The organism is Cupriavidus necator N-1, from assembly GCF_000219215.1.
Classification (GTDB): domain Bacteria; phylum Pseudomonadota; class Gammaproteobacteria; order Burkholderiales; family Burkholderiaceae; genus Cupriavidus; species Cupriavidus necator.
The window spans coordinates 2,337,397-2,355,573 of the sequence record NC_015723.1 but is presented as its reverse complement, the minus strand read 5'-3'; the positions used below and the strand labels follow the sequence as shown (position 1 = coordinate 2,355,573).

Genomic DNA, 18,177 nt, shown 5'->3' with positions numbered 1-18,177 from the left:
CACACCGATGCGGCGATGGAATGGTTGAAGCAAGGGGATGAGCGTGGCCAATACGGCTGACAAGACATATCGCGCGCGGCAAGGACAGGGCATCGGCCTGGGTGGGCGCTATGCGCGCCTGCTGGCGCCGGCGGTCAGCGGGCGCGCGGCCGTGGTGGAACTGGTGGTGGCCATGCTGGCGGCAATGGGGCTGGCGTGGCTGGCGCTGCCGCAGAACCCGCTGCTGCTCGGCATGGGCTTTCCGTGGGCCTGGCTGCTGCCGGTGATCCTGGCGCTGCGCTACGGCACGCTGATCGGCGTGGGCAGCGTGCTGATGCTGCTGGGCGGCTGGTACTTCTACCAGCAGACCGGCGTGATGGCAGGGCCTTTCCCGCGCCTGTTCTTCCTCGGCGGGCTGCTGCTGGTGCTGGTGGCCGGGCAGTTCGGCGATATCTGGGGCACGCGCCTGGCGCGTGCCCGCGCCGTGAACCGCTACCTGGACGAACGCCTGGCGGCACTGACCAAGAACCACTACCTGCTGCGCATCTCGCATGCGCGGCTGGAGAACGACCTGCTGGCGCGGCCCACCACGCTGCGCGACACGCTGTCGCAGCTGCGCAGCGTGGCGCTGGACGAGGCGGCACGCACCGGCCAGGTGCTGGCCGGCGCGCAACCGATGCTGCAGGTGGTGGCGCAGGCCTGCCAGCTCGAGGCAGCCGCGCTCTATGCCTGCGATGGCGAGCACGTGGACGGTGCCCCTGTCGCCAGCGTCGGCCCGGAATTCACGCTCGATACCACCGACCCGCTGGTGCGCCACTGCCTGGACACGCGCCAGCTGGCGCACCTGCGCGCCGACGGCCTGCAGCATGGCGCGCAGACGCGCTACGTGGCGGTGGCGCCGGTGCTGGCCGGCTCCGACCACCTGATCGGCCTGCTGGTGGTCGAGCGCATGCCGTTCCTGTCGCTGACCTACGAGAACCTGCAGATGCTGATGGTGCTGCTGGGCTACTACGCCGACGGCGTGGAGCACGCCGGCGCCACCCGCACCATCCAGGCGGCGCTGCCGGCCTGCCCGTACCCGTTTGCGCTGGACTATGCGCGGCTGTCGCGGCTGCGGCGCGAGACCGGCATCGAAAGCTCGGTGGTGGCGCTGGTGTTCGACGCGGATCCGGAGCGCGATGCGCTGTTCGAGCAGGTGGTGCGCAGCCGGCGCGCGCTGGATGTGGCGTGGCCGGTGGTCAACGCCCATCACCGTGCCATGCTGACGCTGATGCCGCTGTCCGATGCGCAGGCGGTGGCGGCCTACCTGGTGCGCATCGAAGACATGCTGCGCGCGCAGTTCGGCACCGACTTCACAAGTGCGGGCATCGGCGTCTATACGCTGGCGGTGCCCGGCGCCGGCTCGGAAGACGCGCTGGTCAAGCTGCTGCGCCGGGCCCAGGTCGATGGCGCGATCGCCCCCGCCACGCTGCCGGCCGGGGAAGCGCCCCATGTTTAAGCTCGGCGCCAGCGGGCTCGCCGCCCAGATCGCCGCGCTGGCGCTGCTGGCGCGCGCCGGCAACAGCACTGCGCTGCTGCTGGCCTTCTTCGGCATGCAGGCGGCGGCTGCCGCGCTGACGGCGCTGCTGCTGTGGCGCCTGCTGCCGCGGCGCTTTCGCGTGCCGTTCGCGTGGAGCTATGGCTTTCTCGCGCTGTTCTGCTTCTTCGTGCCGCTGGGCGGCGCGCTGGTGTGCCTGGGCAGCTACCTGTTCTCGAAGCTGTTCCCGCGGCGCGTGGACACCAGCGGCATCGGCACCGTGGGCTTGCCCGAGTTCGTCACGCACCTGATGTCGCGCGTCACCCACGGCGGCGGCGCGCGCCTGCGTGCGCAGCTGGGCAATGCGCGCGCGCCGCTGCCCGAGCGCATGACCGCGCTGGTGGCGATGCAGTCGATGCCGGCGCGCACCGCCAGCCCGGTGCTGCGCGAACTGCTGGCCGACAGCGTCGACGACGTGCGGCTGCTGGCCTACGGCATGCTGGATGGCGCCGAGAAGCAGCTGACCCAGCAGATTTTGGCCGAGCTGCCGCGGCTGGAGAGCGCCAACAGCGCCAGCGAGCGCGCCGAGATCAGCAAGCGGCTGGCCGACCTGTACTGGGAACTGATCTACCAGAACCTGGTGCAGGGCGACGTCTACCGCTACACCGCCAGCCAGGTCGAGCGCTACGCCAGCGCGGCGCTGGAGTACGACGACAGCAATGCCTCGCTGTGGTACATGCGCGGGCGCCTGGCGCTGGCGCGCAATGCCCCGCGCGAGGCGCGCGACTGGCTGCAGCGCGCCGAATCCCTCGGCTTCGCGCGCGAGCGCGTGCTGCCGCACCTGGCCGAAGCCGCCTACCTGGAACGCGACTACGCCGCGGTGCGCCAGCTGATGGCATCGTTTGACAGCCCCTCGCCGCTCCCGCTGGTGCGGCCCCTGCTGCGGTACTGGCAATCATGAGCGAGATCTTGATGAAAGGGACGTCGGCCGACGTCATGCTGCTGCTCGAAGGCACCTTCCCGTATGTGAGCGGAGGGGTGTCGAGCTGGGTCAACCAGATGATCCGCGCGTTCCCGGACCTGCGCTTCGGCATCGTCTTTATCGGCAGCCGGCGCGAGGACTATGGCGACATGGCCTACCAGTTGCCGCCCAACGTGGTGCACCTGGAAACGCACTACCTGTACGACTTTCCGCCGCCGCCGCTGGTCCAGGGCAGCACCGGCGATGCCAGGGCGTTCGACGCCTCGGACCGCCTGCACGAGCTGCTGCGCGACCCGGGCCGCGAGGCCGAGGCCGGCGCCATGATCCGCGAGCTGATGCCGACGCTGCGCGAGGGCGGGGCGCTGGGCGAGGACGCCTTCCTGTACAGCCGCCGCGCCTGGCAGACCATCACCGAGCAATACCGGCGCTTCTGCACGGACCCGTCGTTCACGGACTATTTCTGGACCGTGCGCATTATGCACAAGCCGCTGTGGCAGCTGGTGCGCATTGCCGACAACCTGATCCCGGCGCGCGTCTACCACACGGTTTCCACCGGCTATGCGGGCTTTCTCGGGGCGCTGCTGCGCCACCGCAACCAGCGCCCGCTGCTGGTGTCGGAGCACGGCATCTACACCAAGGAACGCAAGATCGACCTGTTCCAGAGCCAGTGGATCCGCGACAACCGCAATGTGTTCGAACGCGACATCTCCCAGATCAGCTACTTCCGCGAACTGTGGGTGCGCTTCTTCGAGACCATTGGCCGGGTCTGCTACGACGCCGGCGACGACATCGTCGCGCTGTACGAGGGCAACCGCCGCCGCCAGGTGCAGGACGGCGCCCCTGAGGCGCGCACGCGCAGCATCCCCAACGGCATCGACCTGCCGCGCCTGGCGCCGCTGCGCGCGCGCCGCAAGCCGGGCGTGCCGCCGGTGCTGTGCCTGATCGGCCGGGTGGTGCCGATCAAGGACGTCAAGACCTTTATCCGCGCCATGCTGACGGTGGTGCGCGAGTACCCCGATGCAGAAGGCTGGATCGCCGGGCCCGAGGACGAGGATCCCGACTACGCGCGCGAATGCCGCAGCCTGGCCGAAAGCCTGGGCCTGGGGCAGAAGGTCAAGTTCCTGGGCTTCCAGCGCATCGACGCGCTGCTGCCGCAGGTGGGCGTGCTGGTGCTGAGCTCGATCAGCGAGGCGCTGCCGCTGGTGGTGCTGGAAGGCTTTGCCGCCGGCGTGCCGTGCGTGACCACCGACGTGGGCTCGTGCCGCGAGCTGCTGTTCGGCCTGCCCGGCGAGGATGCCGCGCTGGGCTCGGCCGGCGAGGTGGTGCGCATTGCCGACCCTGCGGCACTGGCCGCGGCGGCGTTAGGGCTGCTGCAGGACCCGGCGCGCTGGCAGGCGGCGCAGGCCGCCGGCGTGGCGCGCGTGGAGCGCTACTACACCCAGGACCGCATGGTGGGCAGCTACCGCGAACTGTATCAACGGCTGATGGCGCAACCAGACGGCGCCGGGCATGGCGGACCTGAGCGGCAGGGCGGCGGCAACCCCGCGCGCTGCCCGGTCCACGGAGGAGCCTGAGCATGGCTGGCATTGGATTCGAGCTGCGCAAGATGCTGCGGCGGGACAACCTGTCGGGCATGCTGAGCGCCTACGCGTATGCCGGCATCATCAGCTCCGGGCCGTGGATCCTGTCGATCGTCGGCATCCTGCTGATCGGCATGCTGAGCCTGCCCTTCGTGGTGCCGGGCTCGCTGATCACGCAGTTCCAGGTGTCGGTGACCTACCTGATCGCCGGCAGCCTGATCCTGACCGGGCCGATGCAGCTGGCGTTCACGCGCTTCACCTCGGACCGGCTGTTCGAGAAGCGCGACCACCTGGTCCTGAGCAACTACCACGCGGTGGCGCTGCTGGCGACGGTGCTGTCGGGCGGCATCGGCGTGGCGTGCGCAGTGTTCAGCTTCGGCGAGCAGTCGGTGCTGTACCGGCTGCTGATGGTGGCGGGGTTCGTGGTGCTGAGCAATATCTGGATTGCCGCGATCTTCCTGTCGAGCATGAAGCAGTACAAGGCCATCGTGTGGACCTTCCTGCTGGGCTATGCGATCTCGGTCGGGGCCGCGCTGGCGCTGCGCGGCCACGGGCTGGAAGGGCTGCTGGGCGGTTTCGCCGCCGGCCAGCTGTGCCTGCTGACCGGCATGGTGACGCTGATCTACCGCAACTACACCAGCCGCCAGTTCATGTCGTTCGAGGTGTTCCAGCGCCGCTATGCCTACCCCAGCCTGGTCGCGATCGGCCTGCTGTACAACCTGGGTATCTGGATCGACAAGTTCATGTTCTGGTACGCGCCCTCCACGGGGCAGCAGGTGATCGGACCGCTGCATGCGTCGATCATCTACGACATCCCGGTGTTCCTGGCCTACCTGGCGATCATCCCCGGCATGGCGGTGTTCCTGGTGCGCATCGAGACCGATTTCGTCGAGTACTACGACGCGTTCTACAACGCGGTGCGCGGCGGCAGCTCGCTCGAGCATATCGAGGACATGCGCAACACCATGGTCCAGACCATCCGGCTGGGTTTGTACGAGATCGTCAAGGTGCAGGCCATCGCCGCGCTGCTGCTGTTTGCGGTGGGCGTGTGGGTGCTGCGGCTGCTGGGCATTTCCGAGCTGTACCTGCCGCTGCTGTACGTGGACGTGATCGGCGCCAGCCTGCAGGTGGTGCTGCTGGGGGTGCTCAATATCTACTTCTACCTGGACCGCCGCCGCGAGGTGCTGCTGCTGACCGCGACCTTCGTGGTGCTGAACTTCGCGCTGACGCTGCTGACGCTGCACCTGGGACCGGCGTGGTACGGCTACGGATTTGCGGTGTCGCTGCTGGTGGTGGTGGCGCTGGCGCTGTACCTGCTGGACCGCAAGCTGGACCGGCTGGAGTACGAGACCTACATGCTGCAATAGGTCCTGCCGGGGCCGCGCCGCCCGGCTCCCCGAGCAGCGCGATGGCGGCAAGGAGGGCGCAGATCGAAAGACGATCGCGGAGGGATCGGCGCAGTTACCGCCGCCACCCCTCGTCGGGGCATCTCGACGAATGGGCCCGCGATTGGGTAACATGGAGGCAGCCGGCGGGCTTCGGCCTGGCCCGTCGGATCAGATCGACGGCCGCGCCCCCCTGGGGGTGAATATGAGGAATGACTTGCCGGCCGAGCCGTCGACATGCCGTGGCAGAGACCGCAGTTGCAGTCGGAAGCTGGCAGAAGGATGTAGAGGTATGCGTATTGCCTCCGTGGAGGATGATCCGGATCAGGCCGAACTGATCCGGCAGATATTGAGCGAAGCCGGCTTCGAGTGCGAGTCCTTCGCCAACGGTGCGGACTTGCTGCGCGCGCTGCGCGAGCGCGCCTATGACCTGTTGCTGGTCGACTGGCAGCTGCCGGGCACCAGCGGCTATGAGCTGGTCAGCTGGGTGCGGCAGAAGTCCGGCAATATGCCGCCGATCCTGTTCGTCACCAGCCGCACCGCTGAATCCGATATCGTCGACGGCCTGACGGTGGGCGCCGACGACTACATGCTCAAGCCTATCCGCGCCGGCGAGCTGATCGCCCGCGTGCGCTCGCTGCTGCGCCGCGCCTACCCCGAGGCCGCGCAGGAAGTGGAGCTGATCCGGCGCGGCAACTACACCGTCGATACCCACGCGCGCACCATCACCGTCGGCGGCGAGCCGGCGCTGCTGTCGCCGCGCGAATATGAGCTGGCCCTGTTCCTGTTCCGCAATACCGGGCGCCTGCTGGCGCGCGAGGTGATGGAGCAGGCCGTCTGGGGCCGCGCCATGGGGGCGGGCTCGCGCACGCTGGATACGCATATCTCGCGGCTGCGCCTGAAGCTGGCGCTGCGCCCCGAGAACGGCGTGCGGCTGACCTCCGTGTATTCGCACGGCTATCGCTTTGAAGAGGCTTCCGCGGCTGACGCGGAAGCGGATGAGGCCGGGGCGGATGCGTAAGGTGATGGGTGGTGTCGCGCTGGCCCTGCTGGCCGGCGTGGCGGTTCCGGCGCACGCCGGGCCCGCGGGCGCGGAAGGCGCCGATTTTATCTACCTGGTGGAGCCGGGCGATACGCTGATCGGCCTGGCCTCGCGCTACATGGCGTCCGAGCAGGGGTGGCGCACGCTGCAGCGCCTGAACGGCGTGGCCGATCCGTACCGGCTGGTGCCCGGCTCGCGCCTGCGCATCCCGCTCAGCCAGATTCCCGAACAGGCCGCCTCGGCGCGCGTGGTCTATGTGGCCGGCGAGGTCCGCGCCAATGGCCGGCCGGTGCAGGCCGGCATGACGCTGGACGAAGCCGCGCGCATCGAGACCCCCGCGGGCGGCTCGGTCACGCTGGAGCTGCCGGACCGCAGCCGCGTCACGGTGCCGCCGACCACCAGGCTCTCGGTCAGCCGGCTGCGCACGTTCGCGCGCAGCGGCCTGACCGACACCGTGATCCGCATCGACAAGGGCACCGCCGATACGCGCGTGGCGCCCACGGGCGGCGGCGTCGGCCGCTTCGAGCTGCATACGCCGATGATGGTGACCGGCGTGCGCGGCACCCGCTACCGGGTCTCGGCCGACACCGCGGGAAGCCGCAGCGAGGTGCTGGAAGGGCGCGTCGGCGTCAGCGCGGCGCGGGGCGCCCGCGCCCGGCCGGCAGCGGAGCGCGCCATGACCGCGGCGGCTTCGGTCGGTGCCGGCTATGGCATCGGCGTGTCGGCCGGCGGCAAGCTGTCGCAGCCGGTGGCGCTGCTGCCGGCGCCGGCCCTGCTGCCCCCGGCCGATACCGTGCTGGGCCCGTCCTTCGAGGCCGCCTGGCAGCCGGTGCCGGGCGCCACCGCCTACCGCGTGCTGGTGGCGCGCGATGCGGCGCTGAGCGAACTGGCCTGGACCGGCATCGTCAGTGGCGCCAAGGCCACGACCGCCCGTGTAGACGGGCTGCCCGAGGGCACGCTGTACCTGAGCGTCAGCGCCATCGACAAGCACCAGCTGACCGGGCACGGCGCGCAGGCGCCGGTGGCGGTGCGGCTGAACCCGCCGGCGCCGTTCACGCGGCAGCCTGCCGCGGATGCGGTGCGCTATGCCGACGCCGTCGCCTTCGAATGGGCCACCGTGCCGAGTGCTGCGCGCTACGAACTGGCGCTGGCCGCCGATCCCGCCTTTACGCGCGATGCCGTGGTGCAGGCGGCCTCCGGGCCCGCCGCCGCGCAAGCGCTGGTGCCGGGCCGCTGGTGGTGGCGCGTGCGCAGCGTCGATGCGGCGAGCCGGCCGGGCCCGTGGTCGGATGCGGTCCCGTTCAGCGTCGAGCCCAAGCCGCCCGTGCCGACCCTGCAGGACGACGGCGGCGCGCTGCATATCGGCTGGCCCGAGGGCAGTGGTGCCGGCGCGGGCTACCGGGTTCAGGTGTCGGCCGATGCCGGCTTTGCCACGCTGCTGGCCGACGAGCACACCACCACCAACACCATTGACCTGCCGCGCCCCGCGCCCGGCGTCTATTTCATCCGCGTGGCACGTGCGGCGCCGGGGGTGACGCCTGACCCGGCGGCGTTCTCCGCGCCGCAGCGCATCGAGGTCTCTGCCTTCCTGCGCGACTCGCAGGGCGGCGCGATCGGGTCGGGCGACCGGCCGGACGGTGGTGGCCGCGTCCGGCTCAACTGACGCGCCAGGCTCGCCACCGGCCGCGCCTACGCGGGCAGGCGGGCGGGCTTTCGGGCGGCGCACGCGGATCGAATGGTGCCTGCTGCTTGCGGCCGTGCTGGCGCTGGTGGTGCTGGCCGCGCGCCATGGCTGGACCGAGCGCGCCGACCTGGCCGCCTACGATATCGCCATCAGCGCGCAGCACCATCCGGCCCGCGACGACATCGTCATTGTCGGCATCGATGACGCCAGCATCACCGCCATCGGCCGCTGGCCTTGGCGCCGCGCGGTGCTGGCGCAACTGGTCGAGCGCATCGCCGCCGGCCGGCCGCGCGTGATCGGCGTGGACGTGATCCTGTCCGAGCGCGACACCCGCTATCCGCAAGACGACGCCGTGCTGGCCCGCAGCCTGGCCCAGGCCGGCAACGTGGTGCTGCCGGTGGTGGCCGAATCCGGCCCCGCCGGCATGCTGGTGCGCTACCCGCTGGCCGGGCTGGGCGCCGCGGTGGGCCATATCAACATGGTGGTCGACACCGATGGCGTGGCGCGCCAGGTCTATCTGAGCGAGGGGCCTCATCCGGTGGCCGCCGCCGGCGTGCCGCACCTGGCCGCGGTGATGGCGGCGTTCGGGCACGCCGGAGAGCCGCCCGGCATCGCGCGCCAGGAGCCGGCCCGGATCACCGAGGCCAACGGCTGGGAGCGCAGCGGCCGCCTGCGCATCCCGTATGCCGGCCCGCCCGGCACCTTTGCCCGCGTGTCGGCGAGCGACGTGCTGGACGGCCGCTCCAATCCCGCCATCTTCGCCGGCAAGGCCGTGCTGATCGGCGCGCTGGCCACCGGCATGGGCGACGTGCTGCCGACGCCGGTGTCGCGCGATGGCCGCGGCATGAGCGGGGTGGAGATCCTGGCCAATACCGTGCAGGCGCTGGCCGACGGCGACGCCATCGTGGCGGTGCCGCGCGCGTGGCAGGTCGGCGGCACGCTGCTGGCGGTGCTGCTGGCCGCACTGGCCGCGCTGCGCCTGCCCCCGCGCGGCGCGCTGGTGGCCACCGGGCTGCTGCTGGCCGCCCTGCTGGGCGGCTCGCTGTTGCTGCTGGCGCTGGCGCGGCTGTGGTTCGCGCCCGCCGCCGCGGCGCTGGGCTGCGTGCTGTTCTACCCGCTGTGGAGCTGGCTGCGCCAGGAGGCGGCCCTGCGCTTCCTTACCGACGAACTGGCGCGGCTGGAACGCGAGCCCGGCCTGATTGCCGCGCCGCGCCATACCGGCGCCACGCTCGACAGCCGCATGCGCGCCGTCTACGGCATGAGCGCGCAGCTGCGCGGCACGCGCCGCTTCCTGTCCGATGGCCTGGAAAGTCTGCCCGATGCCACCGCGATCTGCGACCTGGATGGCGGCGTGATGTTGGCCAACCGGCGCTGCGTGGCGCTGGCGCCCGCCGTGCTGGACGGCGAGCCCGCGCGCGCGCCGGGCGAGGCCGGGCCGCCGCGGCCGGCCATCCACGCGCTGATCGAGGCGCTCTTTCCCGCGCCGGCACCGGCCCTGGCGTACTGGCAGGCGCTGCACGACCGCCACGCCGGCGCCCGCATCGCCCCGGCCCCGGTCCCCGACGGCGGCATCGAGGTGGCCGGGCGCGGCGACCGCCGCTACCTGCTGCATGGTGCGCCGCTGCATGCCGAGGCCGGCGCCGTGGCCGGCCTGATCGTCAGCGTGATCGACATCACTGCGATCCGCATTGCCGAGCGCCAGCGCGAGCAGATGCTGCGCTTCCTGTCGCACGACATGCGCTCGCCGCAGGCCTCGATCCTGGCCTTGATCGAGCTGCATGAGCGCCGCGCGCGGCGCGATGGCGCAGCCACCGGCGATGTCGCCACGGACAGCAGCGTGCTGGCCCGTATCGCCGCGCATGCACGCCGCACGATGACGCTGGCCGACGACTTCATCAGCGTCGCGCGCGCGGAGTCGAAGACCCTGGCGTTCATGGAAGTGGAACTGGGTGGCCTGGTGCTGGATGCGACGGACCAGCTCTGGGCACTGGCCAAGGCCCGCGACGTGACGCTGCAGATCGACCTGCCTGACGACCCCGCGGTGCTGCAGGGTGAACCGACGCTGCTGGCACGCGCCATCGCCAACCTGGTCAGCAATGCGATCAAGTTCAGCCCGCAAGGGGAGACCGTGACGGTCTCGCTCACGCGTGAGCCGGGCAGCTTTGTCGTTGCAGTGCAGGACCACGGGCCGGGGATTGCCGAGGCCGACCAGGCTCGATTGTTCGAACCGTTCGCGCGCCTGCATGAGGGACAGCAGGGCGCGCCGGAAGGCGCGGGCCTGGGGCTGGTGCTGGTGCGGGCCGTGGCCGAGCGGCATGGCGGCAAGGCCAGCGTGCGCAGTGCGGCTGGCGCGGGGGCGGTGTTCCGCATCGAATTGCCTGTGGCCTGAGCGGCACGGAAATTGCCGCTAGGCGTGTTGCGGCCGCCGACACAATTGTTGGCAGTCGTCACAGGCGGATTTGCGTAGCATCGGATCGCCGCTGGAGCCGCATCCGGTGGTTTTCGCGCCCACGCCAGCTCCCCCAATGGCCGTAACTGGCGTGGGCGGCTTTTTTTGGGGTTGGCAGCGGGTACGGCTTCGCGACAACGCGGAGCGCTCTCTCGCCGGCACAGGTGCGGGTGCAGCGACAGACACGCAGCCCGGCCTATCCCCTGAACGTCAAGACAAAGCGCGTCCTTCCCCCCTCCGACTCCACCCCGATTCCCCCGCCATGCGCAGCCACAATCGCCTGCGTAATCGCCAGCCCCAGCCCTGCACCATCGGACTCGGGCCGCGCTCGCGACTTGTCGGCACGGAAGAACCGGTCGAACAGCGATGGCAGCAATTCCGGCCGGATGGTGTCGCCTTCGTTCTCGACGACCACCGTCACCCCTTCGGCCGAGCGCAAAATCTCCACCACAATGCCCTTGCCCGCCGGCGTATGCCGCAGCGCATTCGACAGCAGGTTGCTCAACGCCCGCCGCAGCATCAGCCGGTCACCGGTGATGCGGCCACTGCCGCGCACGGCCATTCGCACGCCCTTGTCCTCGGCCAACGCATCGTAGAAATCGAACAGCGCAGCCACCTCATCAGCGACCTCGATCGGCTCGGCGTTCGGCAGGGTGATGCCGTGCTCCATCTTCGCCAGGTAGAGCATGTCCGACACCATGCGCGACAGCCGCTGCAGCTCTTCCACGTTGGACGCCAGCACGTCGCGGTACTTGTCCGCATCGCGCGGCTGCGAGAGCACCACCTGGGTCTGCGTCATCAGGTTGGTGATCGGCGTGCGCAGCTCGTGCGCCAGGTCCGATGAGAACTCCGACAGGCGCGCGAAATCGCGCTGCAGGCGTTCCAGCATGGCGTTGAGCGTCGCGGCGAGGTCGGCCATTTCCACCGGCACGGCATCGACCGGCATGCGCTCGTCCAGCTTGTGCGCGGTGACGGCGCGCGCGCGCGAGGCCATGGTGCGCAGTGGCCAGAGCCCCCGGCGCGCGGCCCACCAGCCCAGCAGCCCGCTCGCCAGCGCGGCCAGCGCGGTGTAGAAGGCCAGCGACTGGCGGAAGGCGTGCATGAAGTGGGCATGCAGCGCCGTGTCCATGCCGACCACGACCTGCAGCGGCCCCGGCTGCCCGGGCGCCACCTGGGCCAGCGCACGCATGCCGCGGTAGGTCTGGCCACCCTGTTCCCAGGTGAAGGCATGCCGCTGCGCCGGCAGTTGCGCGGCTGCAGCCAGTGCGATGCCGAAGTCGAAGTCCTGCGTGGCATACAGGCGCCTGCCGTCGGCGGCGCGCACTTCGGCGACGAAGCCGGCATGGTGTTCCAGCACCGGGCCCAGGCGCTGCGGCAGCGACGCTGCCGGGCCTTTGGCCGCGATCTTCTGGATCAGCCGCACGTTGTCACCCAGCACGGCGTAGTCCTCGTCGGCGAAATGATTGTCGATCGCCAGCCAGATCAGCACGCCCAGCCCCAGCAGCACCGCGGCCGACGACAGCGAGAACAGGATGGTGAGCCGTGCCGTCAGCGACATCCGGCCCTTCATTCAGCGTCCTCCGCTGCCTCGGGGGCTTCCAGCACATAGCCCATGCCGCGCACGGTCTGGATCAGCTTGGGCTCGAACTCATCGTCGATCTTTGCGCGCAGGCGCCGGATGGCGACGTCGATGACATTGCTGTCGCTGTCGAAGTTCATGTCCCACACCTGCGAGGCGATCAGCGAGCGCGGCAGCACTTCGCCGCGGCGGCGTGCCAGCAGTTCCAGCAAGGCGAACTCCTTGCTGGTCAGCGTGATGCGGCGACCGGCGCGCGTGGCCCGGCGGCGGCCCAGGTCCAGCATCAGGTCGGCCACCTGGATGCGGTCCAGCGCCATCTGTGCCGTGCCCCGGCGCAGCAGCGTGCGCACCCGCGCGAGCAGCTCGGAAAAGGCGAAGGGCTTGACCAGGTAGTCGTCCGCACCCAGCTCCAGCCCCTTGACGCGGTCGGCCACGCTGTCGCGCGCTGTCAGGAACAGCACCGGCACGGCGTTCTCCGCGGCGCGCAGCGCCTGCACGATGCGCCAGCCGTCGACGTCCGGCAGCATCACATCCAGGATGACCAGGTCATAGGGCTCGGTCATCGCCAGATGCTGGCCGTCCAGCCCGTTGGCCACCAGGTCGACGACAAAGCCCGCCTCGGTCAGCCCCTGGCGCAGGTATTCGCCGGTCTTGGACTCGTCCTCCACCACTAGCAGTTTCACAGCACTTTCCTTGATCGATCGGCCCTTTGGGCAGGGTCCGGCAACTCTACGCCGGTAACGCGGGCGCCAACATGACCGGAAGATTACCGGAATGTCATGTTCCAGTCAGACGTGCGTAGGGTGGCCTTCGCTACGCTTGGCATGCTTTCAACCAGGACTGATGACATGCGACGCCACCCCAGTACCGGCCTTGTGCTGCCCGATTTACCCCGCCGCCGCTTCGTGCAAGGGCTGGTTGCCGGCGGCGTGGTGGCCAGCCTTGCCGGCGTTGGCGGCAGCGCGTGGGCGCAGCATGCGGGCCAGCGCGCCGGGCAGGCTGCCCCGGCCGGCTCCGGCTCGGCGCCGGTCCTGCGCGGCACCGAGTTCGACCTGGTGATCGGCGAGTCGCTGGTCAACTTTACCGGCAAGCCGGCCATCGCCACCACCATCAACGGCATGCTGCCCGGCCCGACGCTGCGCTGGCGCGAGGGCGACACGGTCACCATCCGCGTGACCAACCGCTTGCGCGAGGCCACCTCGATCCACTGGCACGGCATCATCCTGCCGTACGAGATGGACGGCGTGCCGGGCATCAGCTTTGCCGGCATTCCGCCCGGCGAGACCTTCACTTACCGCTTCAAGGTCGCGCAGACCGGCAGCTACTGGTACCACTCGCATTCCGGCTTCCAGGAAATGACCGGGGTGTACGGCGGCATCGTCATCGATCCGGCCTCTGGGCAGGAAACCGTGCGGGCCGACCGCGACCACACAGTGCTGCTGTCGGACTGGACCGACGAAGACCCGATGCGGGTGCTGACCAAGCTCAAGATCCAGGGCGACTACTACAACTACAACCAGCCGACGGTGGTCGACTTCTTCCGCGACGTCTCGCGCGACGGGCTGAAGCAGGCGCTGGACAAGCGCAGCATGTGGAACCAGATGCGGATGAGCCCGACCGACCTGGCGGACCTGTCCAGCGCCACGCTGACGCACCTGGCCAACGGCGTCACCCCGGCCGGCAACTGGACCGGGCTGTTCCGGCGCGGCGAATCCGTGCGGCTGCGCTTTATCAACGGCTCGGGCAACACCTTCTATGACGTGCGCATCCCCGGACTGAAGCTGCGGGTGGTGCAGGTCGATGGCCAGAATATCGACCCGGTCACGGTCGACGAATTCCGCTTCGGCCCCGGCGAGACCTGCGACGCCATCGTCGAGCCGCGCGACGACGCCTACACCCTGTTCGCGCAGTCGATGGACCGTACCGGCTATGCGCGCGGCTCGCTGGCGGTCAGGGAAGGGCTGGCGGCGCCGGTGCCCGCGCTCGACCAGGCCGAATGGCTGACCATGACCGACATGATGGGCGCGATGACAGGCCACGGCGGGCATGGCGGACACGGTGGCATGCAGCACGGCGCGATGCCGATGCAGGGCATGGACCACGCCGGCATGGATCACAGCCAGCACGCCATGGCCGCCGCCGATCCGCTCAAGGTCCCCAGCAAGACCGCCCGCCACGCCCGCACCGAATACGGTCCGGGCACCGACATGCGCGTCGACATGGCCCGCACCAACCTGGACGATCCCGGCATCGGCCTGCGCAACAACGGCAGGCGCGTGCTGACCCTGGCCGACCAGCACACCATCGGCGGCGCCATGGATGCGCGCGGCCCCGGGCGCGAGGTCGAGCTGCACCTGACCGGCAATATGGAGCGCTACACCTGGTCCTTCGACGGCGTCGAGTTCGGCAAGTCGACGCCGATCTACTTCAAGCACGGCGAACGGCTGCGCGTGATTCTGCACAACGACACCATGATGACCCACCCCATGCACCTGCACGGCATGTGGAGCGAGTTGGAAGCGCCGGACGGCAGCTTCCAGGCGCGGCGCCACACCATCCCCGTGCAGCCGGCGCAGCGCATCAGCTTCCTGGTCACCGCCGATGCGCTGGGGCGCTGGGCCTGGCATTGCCACCTGATGCTGCATATGGATGCGGGCATGTTCCGCGAAGTGGTGGTGGCGTGATGGCTCAACCTGAATTCGCAATCTCCATGCACAGGCACACGAAGACGATACTGGCCGCGGCGCTGGCCTTGACCGCAATCGGCGCAGCCCAAGCGCAGGACCCGCATGCCGGCCATGCGCACAAGCACGATGCCCCGGCCGCCATGCAGGGCATGGACCATGGCCAGATGCAGGGCATGGAGCAGGACGGGATCCAGACCATGGACGGTGGCGGCGCGCCGGTGCCGGACATGCAGGGCATGGCCGCCCCCGCCATGGACCACGGCGACATGAAGATGCAGGGCGGCAGCGCGCCGCCCGACGCCCGCGATCCGCATGCCTATTCCGGCGGCTACCAGCTGGGCGTCGGCAAGTACGCGCTCGGCGACAAGCGCCAGCTAGTGATGGCGGACGAGCATTTGTTCGCCTCGGTGCTGGTCGACCGCCTCGAATGGGCCCACGCCAACGGCAGCAATGCCGCCGCCTACGAGATGCAGGCATGGTTCGGCAACAGCTACGACAAGCTGGTGCTCAAGGCCGAGGGCGAAGCGTCGAAGGGCAAGATGCACGAGGCCCGCACCGAGCTGCTGTGGGGCCACGCCGTGGCCAGCTACTGGGATACCCAGCTGGGCCTGCGCAACGACGCCGGCAGCGGCCGCCCGGCCCGCAACTGGCTGGCCTTCGGCGTGCAGGGGCTGGCGCCGTACTGGTTCGAGGTAGATGCCACTGCCTATGTCGGCACCAGCGGCCGCACCGCGCTGCGGCTGTCCGCCGAATACGAATTGCTGCTGACGCAGCGCCTGATCCTGCAACCACGCATCGAAGCCAACCTCTATGGCAAGAACGACCCGGAGGTGGGCATCGGCAGCGGCTTGTCCAACGGCACCGTGGGGCTGCGGCTGCGCTATGAGTTCAGCCGGCAGTTTGCGCCGTATATCGGCGTGGAGCGCTACCAGGCCTTCGGCAATACCGCCGACATGATCCGGACCTCTGGCGGCAAGGCGGGCGAAACGCGTTTCGTCGCCGGTGTCCGGGTCTGGTTCTGACACCACAACTTCATCATCCCCAAGCGGAGATAACCATGCATGCCAATCGCCCCCTGATCCAGACCCTGCTTGCCGCCAGCGCCGCGCTGGCCAGCAGCATCGCCTTCGCGCACCCGAAGCTGGTGTCGTCCACGCCGGCGGACAAGGCCGAAGTGGCGGCGCCGCAGAAGATCGAACTGCAGTTCTCCGAGACCCTGGTCACCCAGTTTTCCGGCGCCAGTCTGGTGATGACCGGCATGCCGGGCATGGCCAGTCATGCGCCGATGAAAATGGCCGCGAAAGTCTCCGGCAGCGACGACCCCAAGGCCATGGTGATCACGCCGGCGCAGCCGCTGCCGGCTGGCAGCTATCGGGTGGACTGGCGGGCGGTGTCATCCGATACCCATCCCGTCAACGGCAATATCGCCTTCACGGTGAAGTAATTGCCGCAACCGGACTGGGTGGCCGCCGGGCTGCGCCTGGCGCTCTATGTCGACCTGGCCTTGCTGTTCGGGCTGCCGCTGTTCTGCACCTATGCGCTGCATCGGGGTGAACGGGCCTCACGCTTTGCCATGCGATGCCAGGCACTTGCGCTGGGCTGTGCCGTAGCGGGCATCGTGCTCTCGCTGGGCGCCCTCGTCGTGATGGCCCGGGCGATGACGGGGGTGTCCGACTACGCTTCGTTGCAGGGCCACGTCTTCGCGATGATCGTCACGGGCACGGATTTCGGCTTGGCCTGGTCGGTGCGCCTGATGGCCCTGCTGCTTTGCGTGCTGGCCGGCGTGTCCTGGCGCAGGCGGCCGGGCGCGCGCTGCGCTGCGCTGGCCGGGTTCGGCGGGATTGCACTGGCCACGCTGGCCTGGGGCGGCCACGGCGCGATGCATGAGGGCGCCTTGCGCTATGTCCACCTGAGCGCCGACGTGGCGCACCTGCTGGCCGCCGGCGCATGGGTTGGCGCGTTGGCCGCGTTCGTGCTGTTGTCCCTGGCGCGGCCGGGATCGGACCAGGCGGCCGTGGCGTTGCTGAGCCGCACCTCGAACGGCTTCGCCCGCGTCGGCACCATTATTGTTGCCACGCTGCTGTTGACCGGCGTGCTCAACTACTGGTTCATCGTGGGCCCGGCGCTGCCCGATGTTGCGCCGATGTCCTATGGCGGGCTGCTGGCCGCCAAGCTCGCGCTGTTCGTGGCGATGCTTGGCATGGCTGCCGCGAACCGCTTCCGCCTGAGCCCGCAGCTGGCGTTGGCGGTGCAGGCCGGGGACCATCGGGTGGCGGCGCTGGCGTTGCGGCGCAGCCTGCTGCTGGAGGCCGGCGCCGCCGCGCTGGTGATGGCCCTGGTGGCCATGCTGGGGATGCTGTCTCCGGCGCCGATATGAGGCCGGCGCGATCAGACATAGGCAATCAGACGCCCGGCACAGATTACCAGCGACCACGTCACCATCGAGACAATGGCGCTGATCCGCGCGCCGGCTGGCGGCGCGACGCCGCTGTCCCAGCCCCGTTGCCCGGCATGCAGGCTGCGATATGGCCCCAGGTGGAACCACAGCACATTGGCCAGCGCCAGCGCGATCAGGCACAGCTTGGCCAGGAATGCAGGATTGACGGCCAGCTCATCGGCATGGGCCAGGAACAGCAGCACGCCGCTGGCCGCGACCGCGACGAAGGCGCCGGCGGTGAAGGGCAGCGCATGGCGCAACAGCAGGCTCACCGGCAGCCGCCGGCCGAGTCCGGCCAGGCGCATGTCGACCACGAAGATGGAGCCGAACAGCAGCGCCATGCCGGCCAGGTGGACGATCTCCACTGCGGGATAGGCCCAGGCCGAACTGCGCAGGGCCATCGGGAACGGCAGCCGCGCCAGCGCGCCGGCCCATTCCGTCCATTGCGCGAACAGCACCGACATGCGGCGCGAGCCGGCTCAGCGCAACTCGACGGTCTTGCCGTCCATGGTGATGCGCTCGGCGCGCAGCTCGTCGGCCTTTTCCTTGCTGGCATAGCCGACCAGCGTGACCTCGCGCCCCACGGCGACCTTGTCGGCGGTGGCGCCGCGCGCCTCCATCCGCGACACCGGTGCCAGCACGGCCAGCCAGCGCTTGCCGCCGGCGTCGATGCGGATATGCGCGTGGGGGTTCTCGTAGTGGCTTTCGACGATCTTGCCGGTCAGCGTCAGCGGCCTGGTCTCGTCATAGGTGGACCAGCCGTGATGGGCAATGGCCGGCACTGCGGCCAGCGCCAGCGCGGCGCTGGCGGCAAAGAGGGCGGGGCGGAACAGGGCGCGGATGCTGGGCATGGGTGG

Annotated in this window: 15 protein-coding genes; 11 read left to right on the top strand and 4 right to left on the bottom strand. The window is 69.9% G+C overall.

Annotated features, from left to right (window positions below; genetic code table 11):
• The first annotated feature begins 37 nt into the window (after positions 1-37).
• The 7 genes from CNE_RS28705 (at position 38) to CNE_RS28675 (ending at position 10,557) form a co-directional block, all read left to right on the top strand.
• Positions 38-1,477, top strand: coding sequence for a PelD GGDEF domain-containing protein (locus CNE_RS28705; protein WP_013953804.1), 1,440 nt, complete (start codon positions 38-40; stop codon positions 1,475-1,477).
• Complete coding sequence (locus CNE_RS28700) at positions 1,470-2,456, top strand: tetratricopeptide repeat protein (protein WP_013953803.1); 987 nt, start codon at positions 1,470-1,472, stop codon at positions 2,454-2,456. The genes CNE_RS28705 and CNE_RS28700 overlap by 8 nt, the downstream gene beginning before the upstream one ends.
• On the top strand, positions 2,453-4,051 hold the full coding sequence (gene pelF, locus CNE_RS28695) for a GT4 family glycosyltransferase PelF (RefSeq protein ID WP_013953802.1): 1,599 nt from the start codon (positions 2,453-2,455) through the stop codon (positions 4,049-4,051). The genes CNE_RS28700 and pelF overlap by 4 nt, the downstream gene beginning before the upstream one ends.
• A 2-nt stretch (positions 4,052-4,053) precedes the next feature.
• On the top strand, positions 4,054-5,424 hold the full coding sequence (pelG, locus tag CNE_RS28690; protein WP_013953801.1) for an exopolysaccharide Pel transporter PelG: 1,371 nt from the start codon (positions 4,054-4,056) through the stop codon (positions 5,422-5,424).
• A 310-nt stretch (positions 5,425-5,734) separates the two neighbouring features.
• Positions 5,735-6,463 carry a response regulator transcription factor gene (locus CNE_RS28685; protein ID WP_013953800.1) on the top strand — a complete coding sequence of 243 codons (729 nt, stop codon included), beginning with the start codon at positions 5,735-5,737 and terminating at the stop codon, positions 6,461-6,463.
• Positions 6,456-8,147 carry a FecR domain-containing protein gene (locus CNE_RS28680; protein WP_013953799.1) on the top strand — a complete coding sequence of 564 codons (1,692 nt, stop codon included), beginning with the start codon at positions 6,456-6,458 and terminating at the stop codon, positions 8,145-8,147. The genes CNE_RS28685 and CNE_RS28680 overlap by 8 nt, the downstream gene beginning before the upstream one ends.
• Complete coding sequence (locus tag CNE_RS28675) at positions 8,122-10,557, top strand: CHASE2 domain-containing protein (protein ID WP_013953798.1); 2,436 nt, start codon at positions 8,122-8,124, stop codon at positions 10,555-10,557. Before CNE_RS28680 ends, CNE_RS28675 begins: the two co-directional genes overlap by 26 nt.
• 256 nt (positions 10,558-10,813) lie before the next feature.
• Here the strand turns inward: CNE_RS28675 and CNE_RS28670 are convergent, their stop codons facing one another.
• Entirely contained in the window at positions 10,814-12,187 is a 1,374-nt protein-coding gene (locus CNE_RS28670; RefSeq protein ID WP_013953797.1) for a heavy metal sensor histidine kinase, read from the bottom strand.
• Positions 12,184-12,879, bottom strand: a complete 696-nt coding sequence (locus tag CNE_RS28665; protein ID WP_013953796.1) for a heavy metal response regulator transcription factor — start codon at positions 12,877-12,879, stop codon at positions 12,184-12,186. The genes CNE_RS28670 and CNE_RS28665 overlap by 4 nt, the downstream gene beginning before the upstream one ends.
• Before the next feature lie 165 nt (positions 12,880-13,044).
• Between CNE_RS28665 and CNE_RS28660 the strand changes: the two genes are divergently transcribed.
• From CNE_RS28660 to copD, 4 genes are read left to right on the top strand one after another with little or no spacing between them, the layout of a single operon-like run.
• The gene (locus tag CNE_RS28660) at positions 13,045-14,880 is read left to right on the top strand and encodes a copper resistance system multicopper oxidase (RefSeq protein WP_013953795.1); all 1,836 of its coding nucleotides are present in this window, start codon (positions 13,045-13,047) and stop codon (positions 14,878-14,880) included.
• 26 nt (positions 14,881-14,906) lie between these two features.
• Positions 14,907-15,905 (top strand): copper resistance protein B, encoded by a 999-nt coding sequence (locus CNE_RS28655; protein WP_041228717.1) that lies wholly within the window; start codon positions 14,907-14,909, stop codon positions 15,903-15,905.
• A gap of 35 nt (positions 15,906-15,940) precedes the next feature.
• Positions 15,941-16,327: a copper homeostasis periplasmic binding protein CopC gene (copC, locus tag CNE_RS28650; RefSeq protein ID WP_013953793.1), complete on the top strand. Its 387-nt coding sequence runs from the start codon at positions 15,941-15,943 to the stop codon at positions 16,325-16,327.
• Entirely contained in the window at positions 16,328-17,260 is a 933-nt protein-coding gene (gene copD, locus CNE_RS28645) for a copper homeostasis membrane protein CopD (RefSeq protein WP_013953792.1), read from the top strand.
• Positions 17,261-17,271: 11 nt separating this feature from the next.
• On the opposite strand, the gene CNE_RS28640 is transcribed toward copD, so the two are convergent.
• Positions 17,272-17,784, bottom strand: coding sequence for a DUF6644 family protein (locus CNE_RS28640; protein WP_013953791.1), 513 nt, complete (start codon positions 17,782-17,784; stop codon positions 17,272-17,274).
• A 15-nt stretch (positions 17,785-17,799) separates the two neighbouring features.
• On the bottom strand, positions 17,800-18,171 hold the full coding sequence (locus tag CNE_RS28635) for a DUF6152 family protein (RefSeq protein ID WP_013953790.1): 372 nt from the start codon (positions 18,169-18,171) through the stop codon (positions 17,800-17,802).
• Positions 18,172-18,177 lie beyond the last annotated feature (6 nt).

Coding starts and splice junctions, on each gene's coding strand:
- copC (WP_013953793.1), top strand. CDS start 15,941: ATGCATGCCAATCGCCCCCTGATCCAGACCCTGCTTGCCGCCAGCGCC.
- CNE_RS28670 (WP_013953797.1), bottom strand. CDS start 12,187: ATGAAGGGCCGGATGTCGCTGACGGCACGGCTCACCATCCTGTTCTCG.
- CNE_RS28685 (WP_013953800.1), top strand. CDS start 5,735: ATGCGTATTGCCTCCGTGGAGGATGATCCGGATCAGGCCGAACTGATC.
- CNE_RS28655 (WP_041228717.1), top strand. CDS start 14,907: ATGCACAGGCACACGAAGACGATACTGGCCGCGGCGCTGGCCTTGACC.
- CNE_RS28660 (WP_013953795.1), top strand. CDS start 13,045: ATGCGACGCCACCCCAGTACCGGCCTTGTGCTGCCCGATTTACCCCGC.
- pelF (WP_013953802.1), top strand. CDS start 2,453: ATGAGCGAGATCTTGATGAAAGGGACGTCGGCCGACGTCATGCTGCTG.
- CNE_RS28640 (WP_013953791.1), bottom strand. CDS start 17,784: ATGTCGGTGCTGTTCGCGCAATGGACGGAATGGGCCGGCGCGCTGGCG.
- pelG (WP_013953801.1), top strand. CDS start 4,054: ATGGCTGGCATTGGATTCGAGCTGCGCAAGATGCTGCGGCGGGACAAC.
- CNE_RS28700 (WP_013953803.1), top strand. CDS start 1,470: ATGTTTAAGCTCGGCGCCAGCGGGCTCGCCGCCCAGATCGCCGCGCTG.
- CNE_RS28680 (WP_013953799.1), top strand. CDS start 6,456: ATGCGTAAGGTGATGGGTGGTGTCGCGCTGGCCCTGCTGGCCGGCGTG.
- CNE_RS28635 (WP_013953790.1), bottom strand. CDS start 18,171: ATGCCCAGCATCCGCGCCCTGTTCCGCCCCGCCCTCTTTGCCGCCAGC.
- CNE_RS28705 (WP_013953804.1), top strand. CDS start 38: ATGAGCGTGGCCAATACGGCTGACAAGACATATCGCGCGCGGCAAGGA.